Origin of the sequence: Alcaligenes sp. 13f, from assembly GCF_020496585.1 — a bacterium.
GTDB lineage: Bacteria > Pseudomonadota > Gammaproteobacteria > Burkholderiales > Burkholderiaceae_B > Alcaligenes > Alcaligenes phenolicus.
The window spans coordinates 61,303-82,626 of record NZ_JAHKKC010000013.1 but is presented as its reverse complement, the minus strand read 5'-3'; the positions used below and the strand labels follow the sequence as shown (position 1 = coordinate 82,626).

Below are 21,324 nucleotides of genomic sequence, written 5' to 3'. Positions count from 1 at the left end.
AAGGTGAGAAATTTTTCCTGGGAGGCATCCGCGTCGAGCACGATGAAGAGTAAAAATGAAGGGCTTGAAATAAAACGGCTGTAAAAACTGCGGCTGTTTGAAAATTTCCATGACATAGGGCAGGCCATAAAAAAGCCCCCGGAGTTTCCGGGGGCCTTCAAACTGCGATTAACTGATTCAGTCGTTGCTTCGCTTTTTAGCTAACAGGATCCAGTTTGGCAATGGCCAGGGCCAGAGTCTTGCTGCCGACTTCACGAAACTGAATCAAGGCCTGGGCATCGTCACCCTGACCCGTCAGATTAATAATCGTGCCTTCACCAAAGCGGTTGTGATGCACACCCTGCCCCACCCGGAAAGTCTGACCATTCACTTCCAGCACGCTGGTGTGACTGCGACCGCCGTAAGGCTGGGCTGAATAGCTCTTGTCCTTGGACTCCCAGCTTTGACCACGACGGAAGGCCCCCGAACTGGCCTCTGACTGCACGGGTGTACTGGTATAGCGGGCCGACAACCATTTGATGTGTTGCTCCGGCAGCTCTTCCAGAAAGCGCGAACGCATGGCGTAACGCGTCTGGCCATGCAACATGCGGCTTTGCGCCAGAGTGATGTACAAACGCTGACGCGCCCGCGTAATCGCCACGTACATCAAACGACGCTCTTCCTCGATCCCACCAGGGTCGAACAAGCTGTTCTCATGCGGGAACAAGCCCTCTTCCAGACCGGTAATGAAGACGGCATCGAACTCCAGGCCTTTGGCTGCATGGATCGTCATCAACTGAATGGCGTCCTGGCCAGCCTGGGCCTGATTGTCCCCTGCTTCCAGAGAAGCATGAGTCAAGAAAGAGCCTAAAGGCGACATGGGAGCCAGCACAGAGGCAGCCGGTTGATCCGGGTTCTGCATAGCCTGCTCGGACTCGCCCGCTACCGCTTCAGGGACTCGACCTGCGGGTAGCTCAGCAAAACCTTCTTCACCCACAAAAACCGTGGCCGCGTTGACCAACTCCTGCAAGTTTTCCAGCCGTTCGGCACCTTCGCGGTCGGCCTGGTAATGGGCCAGCAAGGTACTGTCGTGGACAACGTGCTCAATCAGCTCGGGCAAGGACAGGATCTGCGCCTGGCTGGCCATATCCTGAATCAGGTTCGAGAAACGCATCAGGCTGGCAGCCGCACGTCCTTGCAGGTAAGGAATGGCACGCAGCAAGCTGGTACCACGCTCACGCGCCAGATCAGCCAGCTGCTCCACAGAGCGCGCACCTATCCCACGAGTCGGGAAGTTCACGACGCGCAAGAAAGCGGTGTCATCGTCCGCGTTATCCATCAACCGCAAGTAAGCCAGTACGTGCTTGATTTCCTGACGCTCGAAAAAGCGGTGGCCGCCATACACTTTGTAGGGCAGGCCTTGGGAAAACAGCCTGTGTTCAATCACCCGAGACTGGGCGTTGCTACGGTACAGAATCGCAATTTCACGGCGTGGCTTGCCTTCGGCGATCAGGGCGCGGACTTCGTCCACAATCCACTGAGCCTCCAGGGCATCCGAGGCCAGTTCGCTGATGCGTACCAGCTCGCCTTCGCCACTATCGGTCCATAAATTCTTGCCCAGACGGCCGCTATTGTTCTCGATCAGCGCGTTGGCCGAATCCAGAATATGGCCGCAGGAACGGTAGTTCTGCTCCAGGCGTATCACATTGCCACGGGCATAGTCGCGCTCGAAGTCGGCCATATTGCCCACGTTCGCGCCACGGAAAGCATAGATGGACTGGTCATCGTCGCCCACGGCAAACATGCAGGCCTGATCGCCGGCCAAAAGACGCAACCAGCGATACTGCAGCACGTTGGTGTCCTGAAACTCGTCGACCAGAATGTGTTTGAAACGGCGCTGATAATGCTCGCGAATCGGGGCATTGCGGGACAACAGCTCGTAGGCACGCAGCAGCAGCTCGCCAAAGTCCACTACTCCTTCACGTTCGCACTGCTCTTGATAAAGCTGATAGAGCTCGATCAGGCGGCGGCGGTGAGGGTCGTGCGCTTCCAGGTCGCCAGGACGTTGGCCATCTTCTTTACAGGTGTTGATGAACTTCTGAATTTCCTTGGGCGGAAATTTCTCGTCATCCACATTATTGGCCTTGACCATACGCTTGATGGAGGCCAACTGATCTGCCGTATCCAGAATCTGGAACGTCTGCACCAGACCGGCATCACGGTAATGCATGCGCAGCAGGCGATTGCACAGGCCGTGAAAGGTCCCGACCCACATTCCGCGGGTATCGATAGGCAATAAAGAAGTAAGCCGCGTCAGCATTTCGCGCGCGGCTTTATTGGTGAAGGTAACAGCAGCAAGGCCATGTGGGCTGACCTGCCCGGTCTGGATTAACCAGGCCATTCGGGAGGTCAGTACACTGGTTTTTCCGCTACCCGCTCCGGCCAGCACCAGGGCATGGCCAGAGGGTAAAGTAACGGCGGCTCGCTGTTCCGGGTTTAAGCGATCCATCATGCCGCGTAGCGGCGCAGACGCAAGGCGAACTGCTCAAGACTTTCAATACCACTTTGCTGAGCGCGCTGGCACCAGGTGCGCAGGTCGGACAGCAACTGCTCGCTGGAGGCGCTGGAGCTTTCCCAGATACCAGCCAGTTCACGCTGCATGCGAACCAGGATGGACAGGCGGGAATCGCCAGCCGCTACGGTTTCCAGTTCAGCGCGCTGCTCGGGAGCCAGAACGTCGTCACCGCGACCGATCCAGTCGTTGCAGCTTTCCAGCAGGGACCAGGAGCAATTCGGGTTGTCCTTGTTCACTTGTGGCTTCAGACGAGCGATTTCTTCCGAGGCCGTGGTTTTGATGATGTCCGCATAGCGGGCCAGAATTTCGTAGCGGTGAGTAATCACGCCCTGCAAGGTTGCCAGGCTAATGCCTTCCAGCGGAGCATTCGAAGGCACGCTAGGCTCCAGACGCAGCTTGGGAGCAACCTTCTTGACCTTGGCCAGACCCAGTGCCTTGAACACCGAGATGTAGCACCAGCCCAAGTCAAATTCGTACCATTTGCTGGAGAACTTGGCGGACGTACCGTAAGCGTGATGGTTGTTGTGCAGCTCTTCACCACCAATGATGATGCCCCAAGGGAACACGTTGGTGCTGGTATCAGGGCTGGCAAAGTTGCGGTAACCGATAGCGTGACCCAGACCGTTCACCACACCGGCAGCCCAGAAAGGAATCCAGGCCATCTGGATAGCCCAGACAGTCAGACCCAGCAGACCGAACAGGAACAGATCAATACCCAACATGATGGTAATACCCAACATGCTGTACTTGCTGTACAGGTTGCGCTCGAGCCAGTCATCGGGCGTGCCGTGACCGAAACGCTTCAAAGTTTCAGGGTTGGTGGCTTCCTGGCGGTACAGTTCGGCACCACGGAAGAATACCTGGCCCAGACCAAAGACCACAGGGGAATGGGGATCGCCTTCACGTTCGCATTTGGCGTGGTGCTTGCGGTGAATCGCAACCCATTCTTTTGTGACCATACCGGTGGTCATCCAGAGCCAGAAACGGAAGAAATGCATCAGCGCTGGGTGCAGGTCCAGCCCGCGGTGCGCCTGACTGCGGTGGAGAAATACGGTAACTGACACAATAGTGACATGAGTCACCGCCAGAATGACGAGAGTAAGCTGCCACCAAGACAGTTGCAGCCATCCGTCAGCAAGAAAAGAAAGAAACGATTGCATAGACCCTTTTAGACCTGATCTTTGTGTTAAGGGAAACCGGAAAAGTGTAGCCCACCTAACCAGTTAACAATAACACTATTTAAGGACGAACTTGCTTTAAATCAAGCACTTTCCGTGATTCGTTCAAGTGCCGCACCAAAGAAACAGTCGGTTTGGTGACGGTCCGTGCGCAGATTCAAATAAGGCCCCTCTAGCGCGAGGGCCGGACATTTGTCCTTCAAGATTTCCCGGGCGTCCAGCAGTTTGAATTCGGGATGTTTGTCCAAGAATGCCTGCACTTGCTGCTCGTTTTCTTCAGGCAAGAAACTACATGTTGCATAAACCAAACGACCTCCTGGTGCGACACAAGCCGCGGCTTGCTCCAGAATGTCGGCCTGCATCTGAGTGTACTGCTCCAGAGCTTGTGGGTGTTGACGCCACTTAAGATCAGGATTTCGACGCAAAGTTCCCAATCCACTGCATGGAGCGTCTACCAATACACGCTGTGCCTTGCCATGCAGGCGGCGAACACGCTGGTCGCCCGCTTCCTGAATCACGACAGGCACCACATTGGACAGACCGGCACGGGCAAAGCGCGGTTTGGCCTTGTTCAAGCGGGTGGCCGACACGTCAAAGGCGTACAAACGGCCTGTGGAGCGCATCAAAGCACCCAGCAGCAGGGATTTGCCACCGGCACCGGCGCAGTAGTCAATAACCATCTCGCCACGGCGAGGCTCCAGCAAGGCGGTCAGCAACTGGCTGCCCTCTTCCTGAATTTCCAGCTCGCCCTTCTCATACTGTGGCCATACTGCGACAGATGGGCGGCCTTCAATACGGATACCCCAGGGCGAAAACGGCATGGCAACCGGCTTGAAACGAGCCATGGGGCCGTTTTGCAGCTGGCGCAACACCGTGTCGCGCTCGGCTTTCATGGGGTTGACACGCAAATCCAGCAAGGCCTGCTCGTTCATGGCGGCCATCAGCTTGTAGGAATCCGGAATCTCTTTCAGACGCTCTTCCAGCCACTCGGGCAGGCTCAGGCGCACGCCAACCGGCAGACCGTCCACATTCAGGGCGCGGATATGGCCCAGCCACTGGCGCTCTTCTTCCGTCAGCCCCAAAGACAGGGATTCCTGACCGATAGCCGTAGACAGGCCCAGAATGGCCAGACGACGGGTAGATGGGCCTACGCCGCTTTCCGCCCAGTTACGGTACTGACGCAGGTGGCGCAGCACATCAAACACGGCCTCGCGGATCTCGGCACGGTCACGCGAGCCCATTTTGGGGCGTGTACGCGCCCAGCGTGTCAAGGCCAGGTCAGCGGGGTGCTTCCACTGCAAAACTTCACCCAAGGCGCTGGAGACCTGCTCCAGACGGCGCTTTGCCATCGCGCCCGGCTCGGGTGGACCCGAGGGTTTGTCGCGGCGTGCTGCATAAGGGCGACCACGCGCTCCAGACTCGTTACGTTGGGCAGACGAGGACGGGCGCTTGCGGTCCGAGCGGCCGCGGGATTGTTGGTGATCAGACATGAATATTCAAAAATTCCAAATAGCCCGCTCAATCAGGCGGGGAAATAAAAGCCGCGATGCGCAAGTCCGGCAACCTCGACACGGCCATCAGCCTGCAAACGCACCCGTCCCTCGATCAGCCAGCGTACGGCCTCGGTATAAACGTGGTGTTCGGTTGCCAAAACGCGCTCTGCCAGAGTCTGTGCATCATCGTTGTGCAGGACGGGCACGATACTTTGGGCAATGATGGGACCATCATCGAGCACAGGGGTCACAAAGTGCACCGAGCAGCCGTGAAACTGCACGCCCGCGTCAAGTGCCTGTTGATGGGTATTCAAACCGGGAAAGCTAGGAAGCAAGGATGGGTGTATATTGATGAGCTTGCCTGCATAGTGCTGAACAAAATCGGTGCTCAGGATGCGCATGAATCCCGCAAGTAGAACATAATCTGGCTGGTAGCGGTCGATCACGCGTGCCAAAGCCTGGTCAAAGGCTTCACGTGTTGCAAATTCGCGATGCGAAACCGTCTCGGTAGGCAGCCCTTGACGCTGCGCCCATTCCAGTCCGGGCGCATCGCCCTTGTTAGAGATGACCGCCTCGATACGGCCGTTTGAGCCCGCTGTCTTGATCAGTTCGCCTATGGCCTGCAAGTTGGAGCCCCGGCCTGAAATAAGCACAACAAGGCGACAAGGTAGGGTGGAATCGGTCAAAATCCTGTTTCCCGAGAAATAACGAATCCAAAATTGTAAACTCTCGCTTGTGAAATCTGATCTAAAACTCTATCGCTCTCTGCCGCGGCGCAACAGCACGGCCCGCAGCGCTGTCACCATTGGCAATTTTGACGGGGTCCATCTGGGCCATCAGGCCATCTTGCATCGCGTCAATGAAATGGCGCGCCAACAGGACCTGAGCTCCTGTGTGATGACCTTTACGCCCCACCCGCGCGCCTTTTTTGCGCAGCGCGGCCAACGGCCCGAACTGATCCCCACGCAGATCAGCGGCCTGCGCGACAAGGTCGAAGCCCTGCATCAATGTGGCATTGAACAAATTTATCTGGCCCGCTTCAATCAGGCCATGGCCGATATGTCGGCAGCCACCTTTATTGACGAGATTCTGGTCCAGGGTCTGAACACTGGCTGGCTGCTGGTGGGCGAGGATTTCCGCTACGGCCACAAACGGGCCGGCGACATTGAAATGTTGCGCGAAGCGGGCAAGCGCCATGGCTTTAGCGTCGAGACTCTGCACGATGTGGCCGATGCCGATGGCCGCCGCATCTCCAGCTCGGAAGTGCGCACCGCCCTGGCCGTGGGCCAGCTGGACCGCGCCCGTGCCCTGCTGGGCAAGCCCTTTCATATTAGTGGTCATGTCATTCATGGCCAGAAACTGGGCCGGGACATTGGCTACCCGACCCTTAACGTGCGTGTTCCTGAACACTGTGCCGCCCGCTCCGGCGTGTACGTGGTCCGGGTGCACGGACTGACCGGACAGGCTCTGCCCGGCATTGCCTCCTTGGGGGTACGCCCAACCGTCATAGACCAGGGACGGCTGCTGTTAGAGGTGCATTTACTGGACCAACGCCTGGATGCTTACGGTAAACTTGCCCGTATAGAATTTCTGGAATTTGTCAGGGACGAGGAAAAATTCCCGGACCTCATCACAATGATCGCCGCCATCGACAACGATGCACAACGCGCTCGCGACTACTTTGCTTCAAATGGACTATAAAAACTCTCTCAATTTGCCCGACACTCCCTTTCCCATGCGTGGTGACCTCGCCAAACGTGAGCCGGGCTGGATTAGCCAGTGGGAAGAAAACAAAGTCTATGCAGCAATTCGGCAAGCCAGTGCCGGTCGTCCCAAATTTATTTTGCACGACGGCCCTCCCTATGCGAACGGCGACATTCACATTGGCCACGCGGTCAACAAGGTTCTGAAAGACATCATCGTCAAAAGCCGCAATATGGATGGCTTTGACGCGCAATACGTGCCCGGCTGGGACTGCCACGGCATGCCCATTGAAGTTCAGATCGAAAAGAAATACGGCAAGAACCTGCCTGTGGCTGAAGTTCAGGCCAAGGCGCGCGCCTACGCGCTGGAACAGATCGACAGCCAGCGCAAGGACTTCAAACGCCTGGGCGTGCTGGCCGACTGGGAGAACCCTTACCTGACCATGAATTTCAGTAACGAAGCCGACGAGCTGCGCGTGCTGTCCAAGATCATGCAAAAGGGTTTCGTGTTCCGTGGCCTGAAGCCCGTGAACTGGTGTTTTGACTGTGGTTCCGCCCTGGCAGAAGCCGAGGTTGAGTACGCCGATCGCACCGACCCGTCCGTGCACGTGGCCTTCCCCTTCGCGCAAAAAGACAAGCTGGCCGCCGCCTTTGGCGTGGACAGCGTGGACGATGGCGCCATCGTTATCTGGACCACCACCCCCTGGACCATCCCTGCCAACCAGGCACTGAACGTACACCCTGAAATCAGCTACGCCCTGGTCAAGCTGGACAGCCCACACGCCACCGGCTCCATGCTGATCGTGGCCGAAGAGCTGGTGAAGTCCTGCCTGGAGCAATGGGGTCTGAGCGGCCAGGTCGTGGCCACCGCTACCGGCGAAGCCCTGAACCTGATCGAATTCAACCACCCTCTGGCTCACGTGGACGCAGGCTACCAACGCCGCTCCCCTGTGTACCTGGGCGACTACGTTACCCTGGACAGCGGTACTGGCGTGGTGCACTCGGCCCCGGCCTACGGTATTGAAGACTTTATCTCCTGCAAAGCCCACGGCATGAAGGACGACGACATGCTCACGCCCGTGATGGGCAATGGGCATTACGCCGAGAATCTGCCCCTGTTTGGCGGCCAGATGATCTGGAAGGCCAATCCGCAAATTGTGGAAGCCTTGCAGAACGCCGGCACCTTGCTGAAAACCGAACAGCACCCGCACAGCTACATGCACTGCTGGCGTCACAAGACGCCCATCATCTACCGTGCCACCAGCCAATGGTTTGCCGGTATGGACAAGGAAAACAGCAGCGGCCGTAGCTTGCGTGAAATGGCCCTGGAAGCCATTGATAACACCGAGTTCTACCCCTCCTGGGGTCGTGCCCGCCTGCACGCCATGATCGCCAACCGCCCGGACTGGACTTTGTCGCGCCAGCGCCAATGGGGTGTGCCCATGGCTTTCTTTGTGCACAAGGAAACGGGTGAACTGCACCCCCGCACGCCCGAGCTGATGGAGCAAGTAGCCGAGCGTATCGAAAAGAGCGGTATCGAAGCCTGGCAGAACCTGGACCCACGCGACCTGCTGGGTGACGAAGCCGATCTGTACGAGAAAAACCGCGACACGCTGGACGTGTGGTTTGACTCGGGCACCACGCACGCTACGGTGCTGGGCGGCAAGGATCACACCACCCACGGCTCGCACGCAGACAAGCTGCAATGGCCTGCCGACCTGTACCTGGAAGGCTCGGACCAACACCGTGGCTGGTTCCACTCGTCCTTGCTGACAGGCTGCATGCTGTATGGTCGCGCACCCTACAAAGCCCTGCTGACCCACGGCTTCGTGGTGGACGGCAATGGCCGCAAGATGAGCAAATCGCTGGGCAACATCATCAAGCCGCAAGAAATTGCCGACAAGATGGGTGCCGAGATCATGCGCCTGTGGGCTGCCTCCACCGACTACTCGGGCGAGCTGTCCATCTCCGACGAAATTCTGAAGCGTGTTGTGGAAGGCTACCGCCGTATCCGCAATACCTTGAAGTTCCTGCTGGGTAACCTGGCCGACTTCGATGTCACCCAACATGCTGTGCCTGTTGATCAACTGACCGAAATCGACCGCTACGCCCTGCAAATGACCGCCGACATGCAGGCCGAGTTGCTGGAGAACTACAAGCGTTACGAGTTCCATCCCATCGTGGCTCGCTTGCAGACCTTCTGCTCCGAAGACCTGGGCGCGTTCTACCTGGATATTCTGAAAGACCGTCTGTACACCACGGCTAAAGATGGCCAGCCACGTCGCTCGGCTCAAACGGCGCTGTATCACCTGACGCAGACCCTGCTCAAGCTGATGGCTCCTATCCTGTCTTTCACGGCAGAAGAAGCCTGGCGCGACATGCACGGTGGTTCGGTTCCTAGCGGCACTATCTTCACCGAGCTGTTCCATGTCCTGCCCGAGCAAGGCGAACAGTCGGCACTGAACGCCAAGTGGCAGCGCCTGCGCGCCATCCGTGCCGACGTGATGCGCCGTATCGAAGACGTGCGCAGCACCGGCGCCATCGGTTCCTCCCTGGCAGCCGAAATCGACATCTACGCCAACGGCCAGGATCTGGAGTTCCTGCAATCCCTGGGCCAGGACCTGCGCTTCATGCTGATCGTCTCGCGTGCCGACGTACACGCTGGCGAAGGCGATTTGCGTATCGACGTTACCCCTACCGAACAGGCCAAGTGCGAGCGTTGCTGGCACCACCGCCCTGACGTAGGCCAGAGCGCCGAGCACCCCACCCTGTGTGGTCGTTGCGAGGACAATCTGTTTGGCGAAGGCGAAGTACGTCACCATGCCTGATAAGGACATGGCCCCTTCTCCCGGCCAGGCCCGACTGCCCTCGCGGCAGTTCTGGGCCTGGATTGGTCTGGCCGCCTTAATTGTCGGCCTGGACCAATGGACCAAACAGTATTTCGACAGCAACCTGTTCTATCAGGAACGTTGGAATATCCTGCCCTTTTTTGATTTCACCCTGCTCTACAACCCCGGCGCGGCGTTCAGCTTTCTGGCCGGTGGTCAGGGTTGGCAGCGCTGGTTCTTTGTCGGCATTGCCGTCGTCGCCACCGTCTTTATCGTGACCATGCTGCGCCGCTCGGCCAAGCAGCCCTTGTTTTGCCTGTCGCTTAGCCTGATTCTGGGTGGCGCTATCGGCAACGTGGTGGATCGCCTGATGCACGGACACGTGGTAGATTTTCTGCTGTTCTACTGGAATCAATCCTACTTTCCGGCCTTCAATATTGCCGACGTCGCTATCAGCTGCGGCGCAGCCCTGTTGGTGCTGGACGAGTTCATGCGCATGCGCCGCAACAAACGACAGCGCTCCTGAGTCTGTAAGGATCATGTCCTATGCTTAGCAATAAAAAACTGGTGTTTGGCATCACCGGCGGCATCGCTGCTTATAAAACCGCCGAACTCTTGCGTCGCAGCCAGGACCTGGGTGCCCGGATTGATGTAGTCATGACCGAATCGGCCACGCGCTTCATCAGCCCGGTCACCTTCCAGGCTTTATCTGGCCGCACCGTCTATACCGACCTGTGGGATGCGCGTGTCCCCAACAATATGGCCCACATCCAGCTTAGCCGGGATGCGGACGCCATTTTGATCGCCCCCGCCAGCACCAACTTCATGGCCAAGCTGGCCAACGGTCTGGCCGACGACTTGCTCAGCACCTTGTGTATTGCTCGTGGCCATTGCCCCCTGTTGATCGCCCCAGCCATGAACCGGGAAATGTGGCTGCACCCGGCCACCCAACGCAATGTCGAACAACTGCGCCGCGATGGTGTACACATTCTTGGCCCCGGCAGTGGCGACCAAGCCTGTGGTGAAACCGGCGATGGCCGCATGCTGGAGCCTGCCCAATTGCTGGCAGAACTGACGTCATTCTTTCAGCCCAAACTGCTGGCAGGCAAACGCGTCCTGATCACCGCTGGCCCGACCAGCGAGCCGATTGACCCAGTGCGCGTCATCAGCAACCGCTCCTCCGGCAAGATGGGTTATGCCATTGCCCGTGCAGCCCAGGAAGCGGGTGCCCAAGTGACTCTGGTCTCCGGCCCCGTTGCACTGGAAACGCCCTACCAGGTGCGTCGCATCAACGTAGAAACCGCCCGTCAAATGCACGCCACTGTGATGTCCCAAGTGGACGATGCCGATATCTTCATCAGCGTTGCAGCGGTAGCGGACTGGTACGTCAGCAATGCCAGCGACATCAAGATCAAGAAGACGTCCGAACAAGCCACGCCGGACCTGCAATTCAGCCCCAACCCCGACATTCTGGCCGAGGTTGCCGCACTGACGAACGGTCCTTTCTGTGTAGGCTTTGCCGCCGAGACAGACAACTTGATCGAGCACGCCCAAGCCAAACGTCAACGCAAGAACGTACCCTTGCTGGTCGCCAACCTGGCCCAGCGCGCCATGAACGCCGACGACACCGAGCTGGTGCTGTTTGACGAGCAAGGCCATATGCAATGGCCCGCCCAGGATAAACTGCTGGCCGCACGCCAGCTGGTGCAAAACATCGCCCAGCGGCTTTAATCCCTTTTCTCTTTTATGATGACGGGCAGCGCTAAAGCAGGTGCGCTGCCTCTTTTTTTTCAGGATACCGTCTATGCACCGCCGTATTGAAGCTCGCATCGTCAATGACTTGTTGGGCACGACCATCGAAGCCCCCAGCTACGCCACGGACGGCTCCGCCGCCATGGACCTGCGCGCTTGCCTGAGCGAAGCCGTTACCCTGCCTGCAGGCGGCCGTACGCTGGTTAAAACAGGCCTGGCCATCAATATGATGGATCCTGGCCTGGTGGCCATCGTCGCCTCGCGTTCGGGCCTGTCCCTGAAGCATGGCGTGCGTGTAGCACAAGGCATTGGCGTCATTGATGCCGACTACCACGGCGAAATCGGCGTAATTCTGGCGAATGATAGCGATCAGGACTACGTGATCCAGCCCGGCGAGCGTATCGCCCAATTGATGTTCCAACCTGTGGTGCAAGTGGCACTGCAATTTGTGAATGAGTTCTCTACCGAGACCGAGCGTGGTACGGGTGGCTTTGGCAGCACGGGCAAGAACTAAGCTTTAAAGCTGGAGAAGGACGCGATGCGAAATGCCTTGTCGCAGTCAGCATCGCTCCTTCTTTAGTCCTGATGCTTTGCTTTAAAAACGTAGCAGCGCCACGATTCAGACTTACCCAGGCCAATTTCGGATTTCAATGCCATCTCCAAAAAAAGGTAATTCCAACGCCGAATTACCCACTTCAAATAAAACGGCGGCCCAGCTCCACCAACGCAACCGCCATCAGGGCCGTTACGACTTTGATGCCCTCATCAAAGAGACGCCCGAGCTGGCTGAATTCGTTTTTGTGAATCCCTACGGTGATCAAAGCATCAACTTCGCCGATCCGAATGCCGTCAAAACCCTGAATCGTGCTCTTCTGAAGAGTTTTTACGGCATAGCGCATTGGGATATTCCTGCCGATTACCTCTGTCCTCCTATACCGGGCCGGGCCGATTACGTGCACTATCTGGCCGATTTGCTGGCCAACAGCAATAAGGGAGCCATTCCCCGTGGTGAGGCAGTACGTGTCCTTGATATTGGCGTGGGCGCAAATGCGATCTACCCATTGATTGGCCATACTGAATATGGCTGGCAGTTTCTCGGGTCCGACATAGACGCTGATGCGCTAACTTCTGCACGAACCATTATTCATGCGAACCCAGGCTTGTCGGCTGCAATCAAATTGCGCCAGCAAAAATCCCCCAGACATATTTTCAAGGGCCTGCTAGGCGCGAATGATTACTTTGACCTGACGCTGTGCAACCCGCCCTTCCATTCGTCTCAGGAAGAGGCAGCAAGCGGCAGTCAACGTAAATGGCGTGGTTTGGGCAAGGCTGCACCCAAGCACAATACTCCTGTGCTGAACTTTGGTGGACAGAACACGGAGCTCTGGTGCGAAGGCGGTGAGGCGCTTTTCATCCGCCGCATGATAGAAGAAAGTGTCACCGTAGGCGAGCAAGTGCTTTGGTTCAGCACCTTGGTGTCCAAAGCATCGAATGTGCCCGGTGTGTTAAATGCCTTAAAAAAGGCTAAGGCGGTTAAGGTCAAAACCGTAGAAATGACGCAGGGACAAAAGCAAAGCCGCTTCGTGGCCTGGACTTTTCTGGACGCTGCGGCACAAGAGGCTTGGCGCAAGGAGCGCTGGAAATAGGCTCGTATCAAGTCGGGATGCTCGATACGCTGGTGGCATTAGCTGCAATCAGCTACCAAAGCTAAGATCCCGACTTCTAAACCTTTCACCGAACAACTACGCCCAGCAAACCCAAGCCTTAGCGCGCAAACGGATCAATCGTCGGATCACTGTTCCAGACATACTCGGTCCAATGCGCGATGCTTTCAGCTTGCTCACGGTTGTAAAGCTTCTCGACCAGGGCCAACGCCATATCCGTCCCCGCCGACACGCCCGAGGATGTGACGTACTTGCCATCAAACACCCAGCGGGCCTGTTTCAGCCAAAGCACATCCCCATCCTGAGCCACCGCAAAATCAAACGCCAGCTTGTTGGACGTAGCCCGCCGCTGCTTCAGAACACCCGCCTTGGCCAATAAAGCCGCCCCCGTACACACAGAAACCGTCCACTGCGTTGCCTTGTCCTGCTTCTGAATGAAGGCCAGCATGGCAGGGTTGTTGATTTCACTACGCGTTCCCATACCGCCGGGAACCATCAGAATGTCGAACTGCGGAGCCGTCTCGAAACTATAAGCGGCCTGTGTCTCTATCCCCTGCGACGAGCGAACCAGCCCACCCTGCTGAGACACCATGACCATCTCGTAATCCGGCATCCCACCCCACATTTCGACAGGCCCAAATACATCAAGAGTTTCAAACTGATCAAACAGCACAATGCCGATTTGTTTTTTTGTTGTGTTCTCTGCTGCGCTGGTGGATGTAGCCGATGCTGCCGTACCGCTCATGATGTGCCCCTTCATGGTTGAAACTGAATAACTTAGATCGTAGCTCGTACCAAACCACCATCAATAGATAAATTCTGACCCACGATAAAACCTGCGGCCTCACTGCACAAGAAGGCTCATGCGGCACCGAACTCACCGGACGTTCCAGCTCGCCCTGCCGGTACAGATGCAATCATTTTCTCTGCCACAGGCCCCAATTCCTGCTGGCGATCCGTCATGATGGTGCCGGGCAACAAGTTATTGATCGCCGCGTTATGCTGGGCTACTTCGCGAGACACACTGGTAACGAAACCAGTCAAAGCCATACGGGCAGCAGTAGATAACTCAAGGTTGGTCACTGGCGAACACACAGTTAACGATACGACCAAAGCGGCGGCTCACCATGCTTGGCAATACAGCCTGCTTTAACTCCACTGCTGCAAGGAAGTTTTGCTCCAATGCGGTTTGCCAATGAGAGGTTTCCAACTGAGCATAAGGCATAGACGGAGGCCCACCCGCGTTGGTCACCAGAATGTCGATGTCTGAGCGCGCGGCGGCTACGGCTTGTCTGTCGGCCGCCTGAGAAAGATCGGCGACTATCCATTTAGCTGCAATACCGGTAGGGGCTCCAATCTGTTTGGTGGGTTTGTACAACAGTAGTCACGAGTCGGGGGAATGCATTCTAAATCCGCTGTTTTTTTAGGTACGCTAGCTACTATCTGCAGAACAGCCTAACGGCGACATCCCGAGTTGCTATTGTAAAAATATTACAACTAGCCAGCATCCGCTCAAAACTCGTAACTGCTATTTGCTCCGCATCTATCCGGTGTTGTTCATAAATCTGCCCTTCGCCCCGTCTCGCTGACGTTTACGGGCGATAGGGCTGCCAACCTTCCAGCACGCGGAGTTGAGTCTGGCCTTTTACCCAGAGGATGCGCAACGACACACTGGTACGAGCCAAGACGAAGACGACTTATCAAATCGAGTACTGGAGGCGGTACAACGCCGGCCTTATTGCTCGGGGAAACAGGACGATGTGGATTAACCAAGGTCTATTGGCATCGTCCGGCGTGAGTGTATCCAAACGTGGCCGTCCCAACCTCTACCCAAATGCAGAATACCGATGCTGCTCCGCCTGAAGATATTTAGTTAGGACACATGGAGACAAACCAGCGTTACCACCCTCGCTCGCCGGTCTAAGATCTGATGTATTGGCTTGAGACACTCACGGGCCATTGTCTGTGGGTGTGCAAGATCGGTGCTCAGGCGACCGAAGTGGCCATCCTAACACATCGCCTGATTTGCCATCAACGGCATTAATGCGTCCTTAAACTCGATCTATGCAACAACGCCGATTCAGTCTCCTATCTATGGGAGGGGAGAAGATTTATAATTATTTCTAGATAAATAACTTAGTACGACCTAATTTTAAAACCTTTTTTCGTCTTCCACTCCCTCTCTAATTTACACCATCTCATTTAGTTACAACCTATCCCCCATCTTCCTAGCCGTGAAAAAACCCCGGACCAATTATTTCCTATATTCGTATGCATCATGCAAAAGTCGTTTAATCACCTCCTGGTTCTTATTGAAACTAGAAGGTGTTAATCGTATACGACTTCTTCCCCATCGGCTGTCATAATCCATAATATCCAGCTCTGAATCTTCGCCTAAAACCTCGTTAACAGTAGTCTGCATTTCCTCTTGAGGGACCTTAAACTCTAATATTAAAACGCTGCGCCTTGGCCTAATGGTTGCAAAGTTGTACGCACTTCCGTTTAACCAGAAACCAATATAATGTTTGTTATAACTGAGCTGTAAATTCGAATCAAAAGTGTGCGTTAGTTGAAAAATTTGATCAACTACCTCCATTGTGCTTTTAGAGCTTCGTTCTGTTTCCCAGAAATTCCTATTCGTTGGCTCAGCGACCTCCTCATCTTCCCCTACGGCTCCAAGTCGCACAGCATCCAAAACCTTAGTAAAACTCAAGCTAATCCCATCAGGATGATCATAGGCAGAAACTTGTAGAGCTATAAGGGGAATATGTCCATTGAATAACGTGATTACATTTAAAAAACGTGAGGTAATATCTTCTGCGATGATGACTGCAGTATGGTCATATTGCGGATATCGTTTTCGTTCTATGTCCCAATATTCAAGCGTTCGGATAATATGCGATTCATCTGTTGCTCCCAATTGAATTTCAACTTCATACCTAGCCTTACTCTCAGGGTCTTGCAAGAGCAAATCTAGTCGTCCCGCTCCAATTTGTCGCCGCTCTTTATCACGAACAACCAGCTCACCCAAACAAAGCAAAGAAGGGTCATCACTAATTATTTCTTGCAACCATCGTTCAGTAATCGTCGAATGGTTTTTTAAGCTAATCCTATTTAATTTTATATGCTTCATGTAGATTACAATCTAAATAATTCAATTAATAGCAGATCCCGCTACTCTACTTGAGATCAAAAATCAATAACAGGTAAAATCAACTAAATCCATCTAGGCAACTAGTTGTTTAGACCTGAACATTTCCGCTCTGTAGTTCTAGGGCTAACCTCAATAATGCATTGAAACCTATGAGCAACTAAGCAGATTACGCTGAACCGGTCCCCAAAAAAAAGGAAAAGGAACGATCTTAAAGGTAGAGTTTTCCAATTTCAATACTTAGAGGATTTTGCATCAAGACTGCGCTCTTTACCGGCAGCCAAGTCATCGTCATCTTAAAGCAGGCCGAATCTAGTACGCCCGTACCTGAGCTTTGTCGTGAACATGGCATGAGTAGCGCTTCGTTCTACAAATGACGTATCAAGTACGAAGGCATGAATGCCGGCTTGATGCCACGCAGGAAGGAACTGGAGGCGGAGAACACACGCCTGAAGATATGTATACAAAAGAACAATAAAAGACGAAATCCAGAAGAAAGCAATTGAAAAAAGTAGTGAGGCCATTTAATCGACGTTAGATGGCACAACTAGCGCTCAAGGAGTTTGCACCCAACATCCATCTGGCTTGCGATGCGTTTAGCATCAGCGAGAAATGCTACCAGTATCAAACCGCGTAAACGTCTGATATGTGAGTAACCTAAACCCTTGGCAGGCCGTAAGCACCCAATAAATCTGGTCCATAGATCTTATGCAGGACCAGTCTACCGACGGGTGCGGCATTCGGCTATTAAATATCATTGAAGGCTACAACCGCGAAAGCTTATGTATCGATGAGGACTTCTCGCTGCCGGCGTTAAGCGTGATTCGTGCACTTAAGCAAGTCATGGAATGGCGCGGGTGTCCAAAAATAATTCGCTGTGACAACAGTCTGGAGTATGTGGGCTCAACTCTGGTGCTGTTTCAGAAAAAGCCCATATCCAACTGCAATTAATTCAACCTAGCACATCGGAGGAGAACGCCTATATCGAACGGTTTAACAGAACCGCTCGCTACGAATGATTGTCCCACTATCACTGGGATACTCTGGATCACATTCAACGCGTCGCCACGCAGTGGATGTGGTTCTACGCCTAAATAGAACCTCAGGTGGATTCACCCCAAAATAGTGGAGCCCGCCATGGCCACATAGCGTTCCTACTTCTCGCAATCGTTAAAAATGGGGAGGAGTACCAGTCGAAAGCAGCACCTATAATTTTAGTTAGAACTACCTATCTTGGCACAAAAATCAAAAAAGCCAATCAGCTAGTGCTAATTGGCTTTTTTCTAGGCCTGAAACTCACTTACGCCGCAAAATCCTCTTCCCCCAAATAAGCCGCCCTCACCTTCGGATCATGCAGCAACTGCGCGGCCGGGCCTTCCAGGATAATCCGCCCCGACTCCATCACATATCCCCGATCTCCCAGCTCTAGCGCCAAGCGCGCATTCTGCTCAATCAGCAAAATCGTCACGCCTTCCTTAGCAATCGTCTGGATCAGCTCAAAAATCCGTTCGACCATGATGGGAGCCAAACCCATTGAAGGCTCATCCAGCAGCAGCAATGAAGGCCGGGAAATCATCGCCCGTCCCATTGCCACCATCTGTTGCTCCCCGCCAGACAAAGTCCCTGCCGATTGTTTTTTACGCTCGGCCAGACGCGGGAACAGGGTATAGATACGCTCGATATCCTGGCGTACTTCGTGGTGATCCTTGCGGGTATACGCCCCCATGGCCAGGTTTTCTTCAATCGTCAGTTGCGGAAAAATCCCCCGCCCTTCCGGCACCATGACCACGCCACGTCTCACCAACTGATGCGATGGCAGGCCGACGATGCTTTCACCTTGATGTTCGATCTGCCCCGCAGCGGCAGGCACCAGACCTGTGATGGCTCGCAACGTGGTGCTTTTACCGGCGCCGTTCGCACCGATCAGACAAACCAGTTCGCCCTTGCCCACTCGCAGATCCAGGCCGCGTACCGCCCGGATGCCGCCATAAGCTACATCCAGACCCCGAATATCCAGCATCAACGGTTCTGTGCTCATGCCTTTTCCTCTTCAACGGTAATGCCCAGCTCTTTGGCTGCACCTGCGCCCAGATAGGCTTCGATCACGCGTGGGTTATGTTGGACTTCGGCGGGTTTGCCTTCGGCCAGTACTTTGCCGTATTCCAGCACCAGAACTCGATCACACAGGCCCATGACCAGCTTCATGTCGTGTTCGATCAGCAGGACGGTAATGCCGTCGCCACGGATTTTTTCTATCAGCTGGCGCAGGACTACGGTCTCGGACGGGTTCATGCCGGCAGCGGGTTCGTCCAATGCCAGAAGCATAGGATCGGTTGCCAATGCACGGGCAATTTCCAGGCGGCGCTGGTCGCCGTAGGACAAGGAGCGCGCAATCTCGTTAGCGTGCTGGGCAATGCCTACGTAATCCAACAGCTCGTAGGCGCGGGCCTCGATCTGTTCTTCTTCCTGACGGGTAGCTCGGTTACGCAACACCGCCCCCAACACGCCTGCTCGGGTGCGGACGTGGCGACCGATCATGACGTTTTCCAGGGCAGACAGGCTGCCGAACAAGCGGATGTTCTGGAAGGTACGCGCAAAACCGGATTCAGCGATTTGATGGGGTTTGCAATCGGTCAGGTTGCGGCCTGCAAAGGTGCAGCGGCCCGACTCGGGGATGTACAAGCCTGTCATCACGTTGAACAGCGTGGTTTTACCGGCACCATTCGGGCCGATCAGACCGTAGATATCGCCTTTACGGATGCTGAAGCTGACTTCAGACAAGGCCTGCAAACCGCCGAAGCGTTTGGACAAGCCTTCTGCCTGCAACAGCACCTCGCCGTCTTTTACTTGTTGGTTCATGCTCAGACTCATGCTTGCACCTGCTTCATTTTGCGTTCACGACGGCGCACTGCAGAGGGCCACAGGCCTTCGGGGCGGTAAATCATGACCAGTACCAGGGCAAAGCCGAACAACAGCATACGGATGCCGTCCGGGTCCAGGATCACGTCACCAAACACGCTTTGCTGCAGGGGCACGACGACGGAGCGCAGCAACTCGGGGAATACAGAGAGCAGCAAAGCGCCAACGATCACGCCGGGGATATGGCCCATACCACCCAGCACCACCATGCACAGCACGGAAATGGACTCGGTCAGGCTGAAACTCTCCGGGCTAACGAAGCCTTGCATGGAGGCAAACAAGCCACCGGCCACACCACCAAACGTTGCACCCATGGCAAAGGCCAGCAGTTTGACGTTACGGGTATTGATGCCCATGGCCTTGGCAGCGATTTCATCTTCGCGGATCGCTTCCCAGGCGCGCCCAATGCGGGAGTGCTGCAGACGCACGCAGATGAACACAATCAGCAGCGTGATCAGCAGAAGCAGGTAATAGTATTTTTCTGGCCCGGTTATCCGTATGCCAAAGAGGGTTTCCGCCTTGCCAAAGATGAAGTCGCCAATCTTGAAGGTATCGACCCGGTTGATCCCTTGTGGACCGTTGGTGATGTTGACTGGCGCATCCAGGTTGTTCATGAAGATGCGGATAATTTCACCGAAGCCCAGGGTCACAATCGCCAGATAGTCGCCCCGCAAGCGCAGGACTGGAAAGCCCAGTAGCACACCGAATACGGCGGCCAGAGCGATACCGGCTGGCAGCACCATCCAGAACGGCAGGTGCAGACCAAAATGCGGCGATGCCAGCATGGCCCAGGCATAGGCGCCTACGGCATAGAAAGCGATATAGCCCAGATCCAGCAGACCGGCAAAACCCACCACGATGTTCAGGCCCAGGGCCAGCATCACGTACAGCAGGGCAAAGTTCAGGGTGCGAATCCAGCTTTGCCCCGCCATACCCAGCACGAAGGGCAGAATAGCCAGCACCACACCAATCAGCAGCGCACCAACCCAGACTTTAGCGGGCGTTGCGGGGCGCTGCTTGGAGCCAGCGCCACTTAATGTTTGATTCAGACTCATGCGCGATCTCCCACACGTTCACCCAACAGGCCCGAGGGACGGAAAATCAGCACCAAGATCAGCACGATAAAAGAGAACACATCCTGATAGTTACTGCCAAAGACCCCATTGGTCAGGTCACCGATGTAGCCTGCGCCCAGAGCTTCGATCAAGCCCAGCAGCAAGCCACCCAGCATGGCACCACCCAAATTACCAATGCCACCCAGAACGGCGGCGGTAAAGGCTTTCAGGCCCAGCATGAAGCCCATGGTGTATTGGGCGACACCGTAGTAGGTCACAATCATGACGCCCGCGACGGCAGCCAAGGCCGAGCCAATGACAAAAGCGGCGGAAATCACGGTATTGATGTTCACCCCCATCAAGCCAGCCACTTCGCGGTTCTGGGCGGTTGCACGCATGGCGGTGCCCAGACGGGTGCGGTGCACCAGCACCATCAGGCCGGACATGATCGCAGCGGCACCACCGATAATCAGAATTTGCAGCAAGCTGATGCGCGCGTCGCCCAGCTGGAACACCATGGGTTCAATAATGTGCGGGAAGCTCAGGTAATTGCGCCCCCAGATCATCATGGCCAGGTTCTGCACAATAAAAGACACACCAATAGCGGTGATCAGTGCAGCCAGACGGGGCGCACGACGCAAGGGGCGATACGCATAACGCTCGGCAGTCCAGCCTATGCCCATGCAGACGGGGATAGCGGCCAAGAGGGCCAACCCCACCATCAACCAGGCGGACAGGCCTGCCGGGTCCGCGCCGACCAGCGATAACACCACTGTCGTGGCCAGCATCGCCCCAACCATGACTACATCACCATGCGCAAAATTAATCAGGCCAATAATTCCATACACCATGGTGTAGCCCAGCGCCACCAGGGCGTAGACACTGCCCACGGTCAGGCCATTTATTAGTTGTTGTATCAGGATTTCCATAGATTGGGACTCGTGGTCATTGCTCCCTGCCCCGGCGCACGGCGATAGAACAGGGAGCGTGGGCCTGCCAAACACAGGCCACGGTAAAGATGAGCCCC

The 21,324-nt window shown here is 55.5% G+C and carries 18 protein-coding genes and 1 pseudogene; 7 read left to right on the top strand and 12 right to left on the bottom strand.

The genetic code is table 11. The features are described 5' to 3' along the window. Window positions 1–196: 196 nt before the first annotated feature. The 4 genes from KOE80_RS12665 to purN form a co-directional block, all read right to left on the bottom strand. Window positions 197–2,491 (bottom strand): UvrD-helicase domain-containing protein, encoded by a 2,295-nt coding sequence (locus KOE80_RS12665; protein ID WP_226349264.1) that lies wholly within the window; start codon window positions 2,489–2,491, stop codon window positions 197–199. Continuing rightward, on the bottom strand, window positions 2,488–3,714 hold the full coding sequence (locus KOE80_RS12660) for a fatty acid desaturase (protein ID WP_026482877.1): 1,227 nt from the start codon (window positions 3,712–3,714) through the stop codon (window positions 2,488–2,490). Before KOE80_RS12660 ends, KOE80_RS12665 begins: the two co-directional genes overlap by 4 nt. Window positions 3,715–3,815: 101 nt before the next feature. Beyond that, a complete protein-coding gene (locus tag KOE80_RS12655) occupies window positions 3,816–5,081 on the bottom strand; it encodes an RsmB/NOP family class I SAM-dependent RNA methyltransferase (protein ID WP_226349288.1) in 1,266 nt (421 codons plus the stop codon). Between the two features lie 173 nt (window positions 5,082–5,254). Next, on the bottom strand, window positions 5,255–5,911 hold the full coding sequence (gene purN, locus KOE80_RS12650; RefSeq protein ID WP_226349263.1) for a phosphoribosylglycinamide formyltransferase: 657 nt from the start codon (window positions 5,909–5,911) through the stop codon (window positions 5,255–5,257). A 49-nt stretch (window positions 5,912–5,960) separates the two neighbouring features. Here purN and KOE80_RS12645 point away from each other — a divergent pair, with 49 nt between their 5' ends. The 6 genes from KOE80_RS12645 (at window position 5,961) to rlmF (ending at window position 13,154) form a co-directional block, all read left to right on the top strand. After that, window positions 5,961–6,926 carry a bifunctional riboflavin kinase/FAD synthetase gene (locus KOE80_RS12645; RefSeq protein WP_009455719.1) on the top strand — a complete coding sequence of 322 codons (966 nt, stop codon included), beginning with the start codon at window positions 5,961–5,963 and terminating at the stop codon, window positions 6,924–6,926. Continuing rightward, a complete protein-coding gene (ileS, locus tag KOE80_RS12640) occupies window positions 6,916–9,756 on the top strand; it encodes an isoleucine--tRNA ligase (protein WP_226349262.1) in 2,841 nt (946 codons plus the stop codon). The genes KOE80_RS12645 and ileS overlap by 11 nt, the downstream gene beginning before the upstream one ends. Beyond that, a complete protein-coding gene (lspA, locus tag KOE80_RS12635; protein WP_413228935.1) occupies window positions 9,749–10,282 on the top strand; it encodes a signal peptidase II in 534 nt (177 codons plus the stop codon). The genes ileS and lspA overlap by 8 nt, the downstream gene beginning before the upstream one ends. Before the next feature lie 20 nt (window positions 10,283–10,302). Further along, on the top strand, window positions 10,303–11,487 hold the full coding sequence (coaBC, locus tag KOE80_RS12630; RefSeq protein WP_226349261.1) for a bifunctional phosphopantothenoylcysteine decarboxylase/phosphopantothenate--cysteine ligase CoaBC: 1,185 nt from the start codon (window positions 10,303–10,305) through the stop codon (window positions 11,485–11,487). 73 nt (window positions 11,488–11,560) lie between these two features. Then, complete coding sequence (gene dut / locus KOE80_RS12625) at window positions 11,561–12,022, top strand: dUTP diphosphatase (protein ID WP_042487854.1); 462 nt, start codon at window positions 11,561–11,563, stop codon at window positions 12,020–12,022. Window positions 12,023–12,158: 136 nt separating this feature from the next. Beyond that, entirely contained in the window at window positions 12,159–13,154 is a 996-nt protein-coding gene (rlmF, locus tag KOE80_RS12620; RefSeq protein WP_226349260.1) for a 23S rRNA (adenine(1618)-N(6))-methyltransferase RlmF, read from the top strand. A gap of 118 nt (window positions 13,155–13,272) precedes the next feature. Here rlmF and KOE80_RS12615 read toward each other — a convergent pair whose 3' ends face one another. The 4 genes from KOE80_RS12615 to KOE80_RS12605 form a co-directional block, all read right to left on the bottom strand. Then, window positions 13,273–13,917 carry a DJ-1/PfpI family protein gene (locus KOE80_RS12615; protein WP_226349259.1) on the bottom strand — a complete coding sequence of 215 codons (645 nt, stop codon included), beginning with the start codon at window positions 13,915–13,917 and terminating at the stop codon, window positions 13,273–13,275. 116 nt (window positions 13,918–14,033) lie between these two features. After that, window positions 14,034–14,222, bottom strand: coding sequence for a hypothetical protein (locus KOE80_RS20340; RefSeq protein WP_264180251.1), 189 nt, complete (start codon window positions 14,220–14,222; stop codon window positions 14,034–14,036). 19 nt (window positions 14,223–14,241) lie between these two features. Continuing rightward, complete coding sequence (locus tag KOE80_RS20335; RefSeq protein WP_264180250.1) at window positions 14,242–14,550, bottom strand: SDR family NAD(P)-dependent oxidoreductase; 309 nt, start codon at window positions 14,548–14,550, stop codon at window positions 14,242–14,244. Window positions 14,551–15,426: 876 nt separating this feature from the next. Beyond that, entirely contained in the window at window positions 15,427–16,305 is an 879-nt protein-coding gene (locus tag KOE80_RS12605) for a hypothetical protein (protein ID WP_226349258.1), read from the bottom strand. A gap of 272 nt (window positions 16,306–16,577) precedes the next feature. Here KOE80_RS12605 and KOE80_RS12600 point away from each other — a divergent pair. Next, window positions 16,578–17,417: pseudogene (locus tag KOE80_RS12600) on the top strand (DDE-type integrase/transposase/recombinase). A 206-nt stretch (window positions 17,418–17,623) separates the two neighbouring features. Here KOE80_RS12600 and KOE80_RS12595 read toward each other — a convergent pair. The 4 genes from KOE80_RS12595 to KOE80_RS12580 are packed head-to-tail and all read right to left on the bottom strand — an operon-like array spanning window position 17,624 to window position 21,226. After that, window positions 17,624–18,361 (bottom strand): ABC transporter ATP-binding protein, encoded by a 738-nt coding sequence (locus KOE80_RS12595; RefSeq protein WP_021446747.1) that lies wholly within the window; start codon window positions 18,359–18,361, stop codon window positions 17,624–17,626. Next, on the bottom strand, window positions 18,358–19,194 hold the full coding sequence (locus KOE80_RS12590; RefSeq protein WP_009455710.1) for an ABC transporter ATP-binding protein: 837 nt from the start codon (window positions 19,192–19,194) through the stop codon (window positions 18,358–18,360). Before KOE80_RS12590 ends, KOE80_RS12595 begins: the two co-directional genes overlap by 4 nt. After that, window positions 19,191–20,297, bottom strand: a complete 1,107-nt coding sequence (locus KOE80_RS12585; protein WP_413228934.1) for an ABC transporter permease subunit — start codon at window positions 20,295–20,297, stop codon at window positions 19,191–19,193. The genes KOE80_RS12590 and KOE80_RS12585 overlap by 4 nt, the downstream gene beginning before the upstream one ends. Continuing rightward, on the bottom strand, window positions 20,294–21,226 hold the full coding sequence (locus KOE80_RS12580; RefSeq protein ID WP_021446749.1) for a branched-chain amino acid ABC transporter permease: 933 nt from the start codon (window positions 21,224–21,226) through the stop codon (window positions 20,294–20,296). Before KOE80_RS12580 ends, KOE80_RS12585 begins: the two co-directional genes overlap by 4 nt. Window positions 21,227–21,324: the final 98 nt, after the last annotated feature.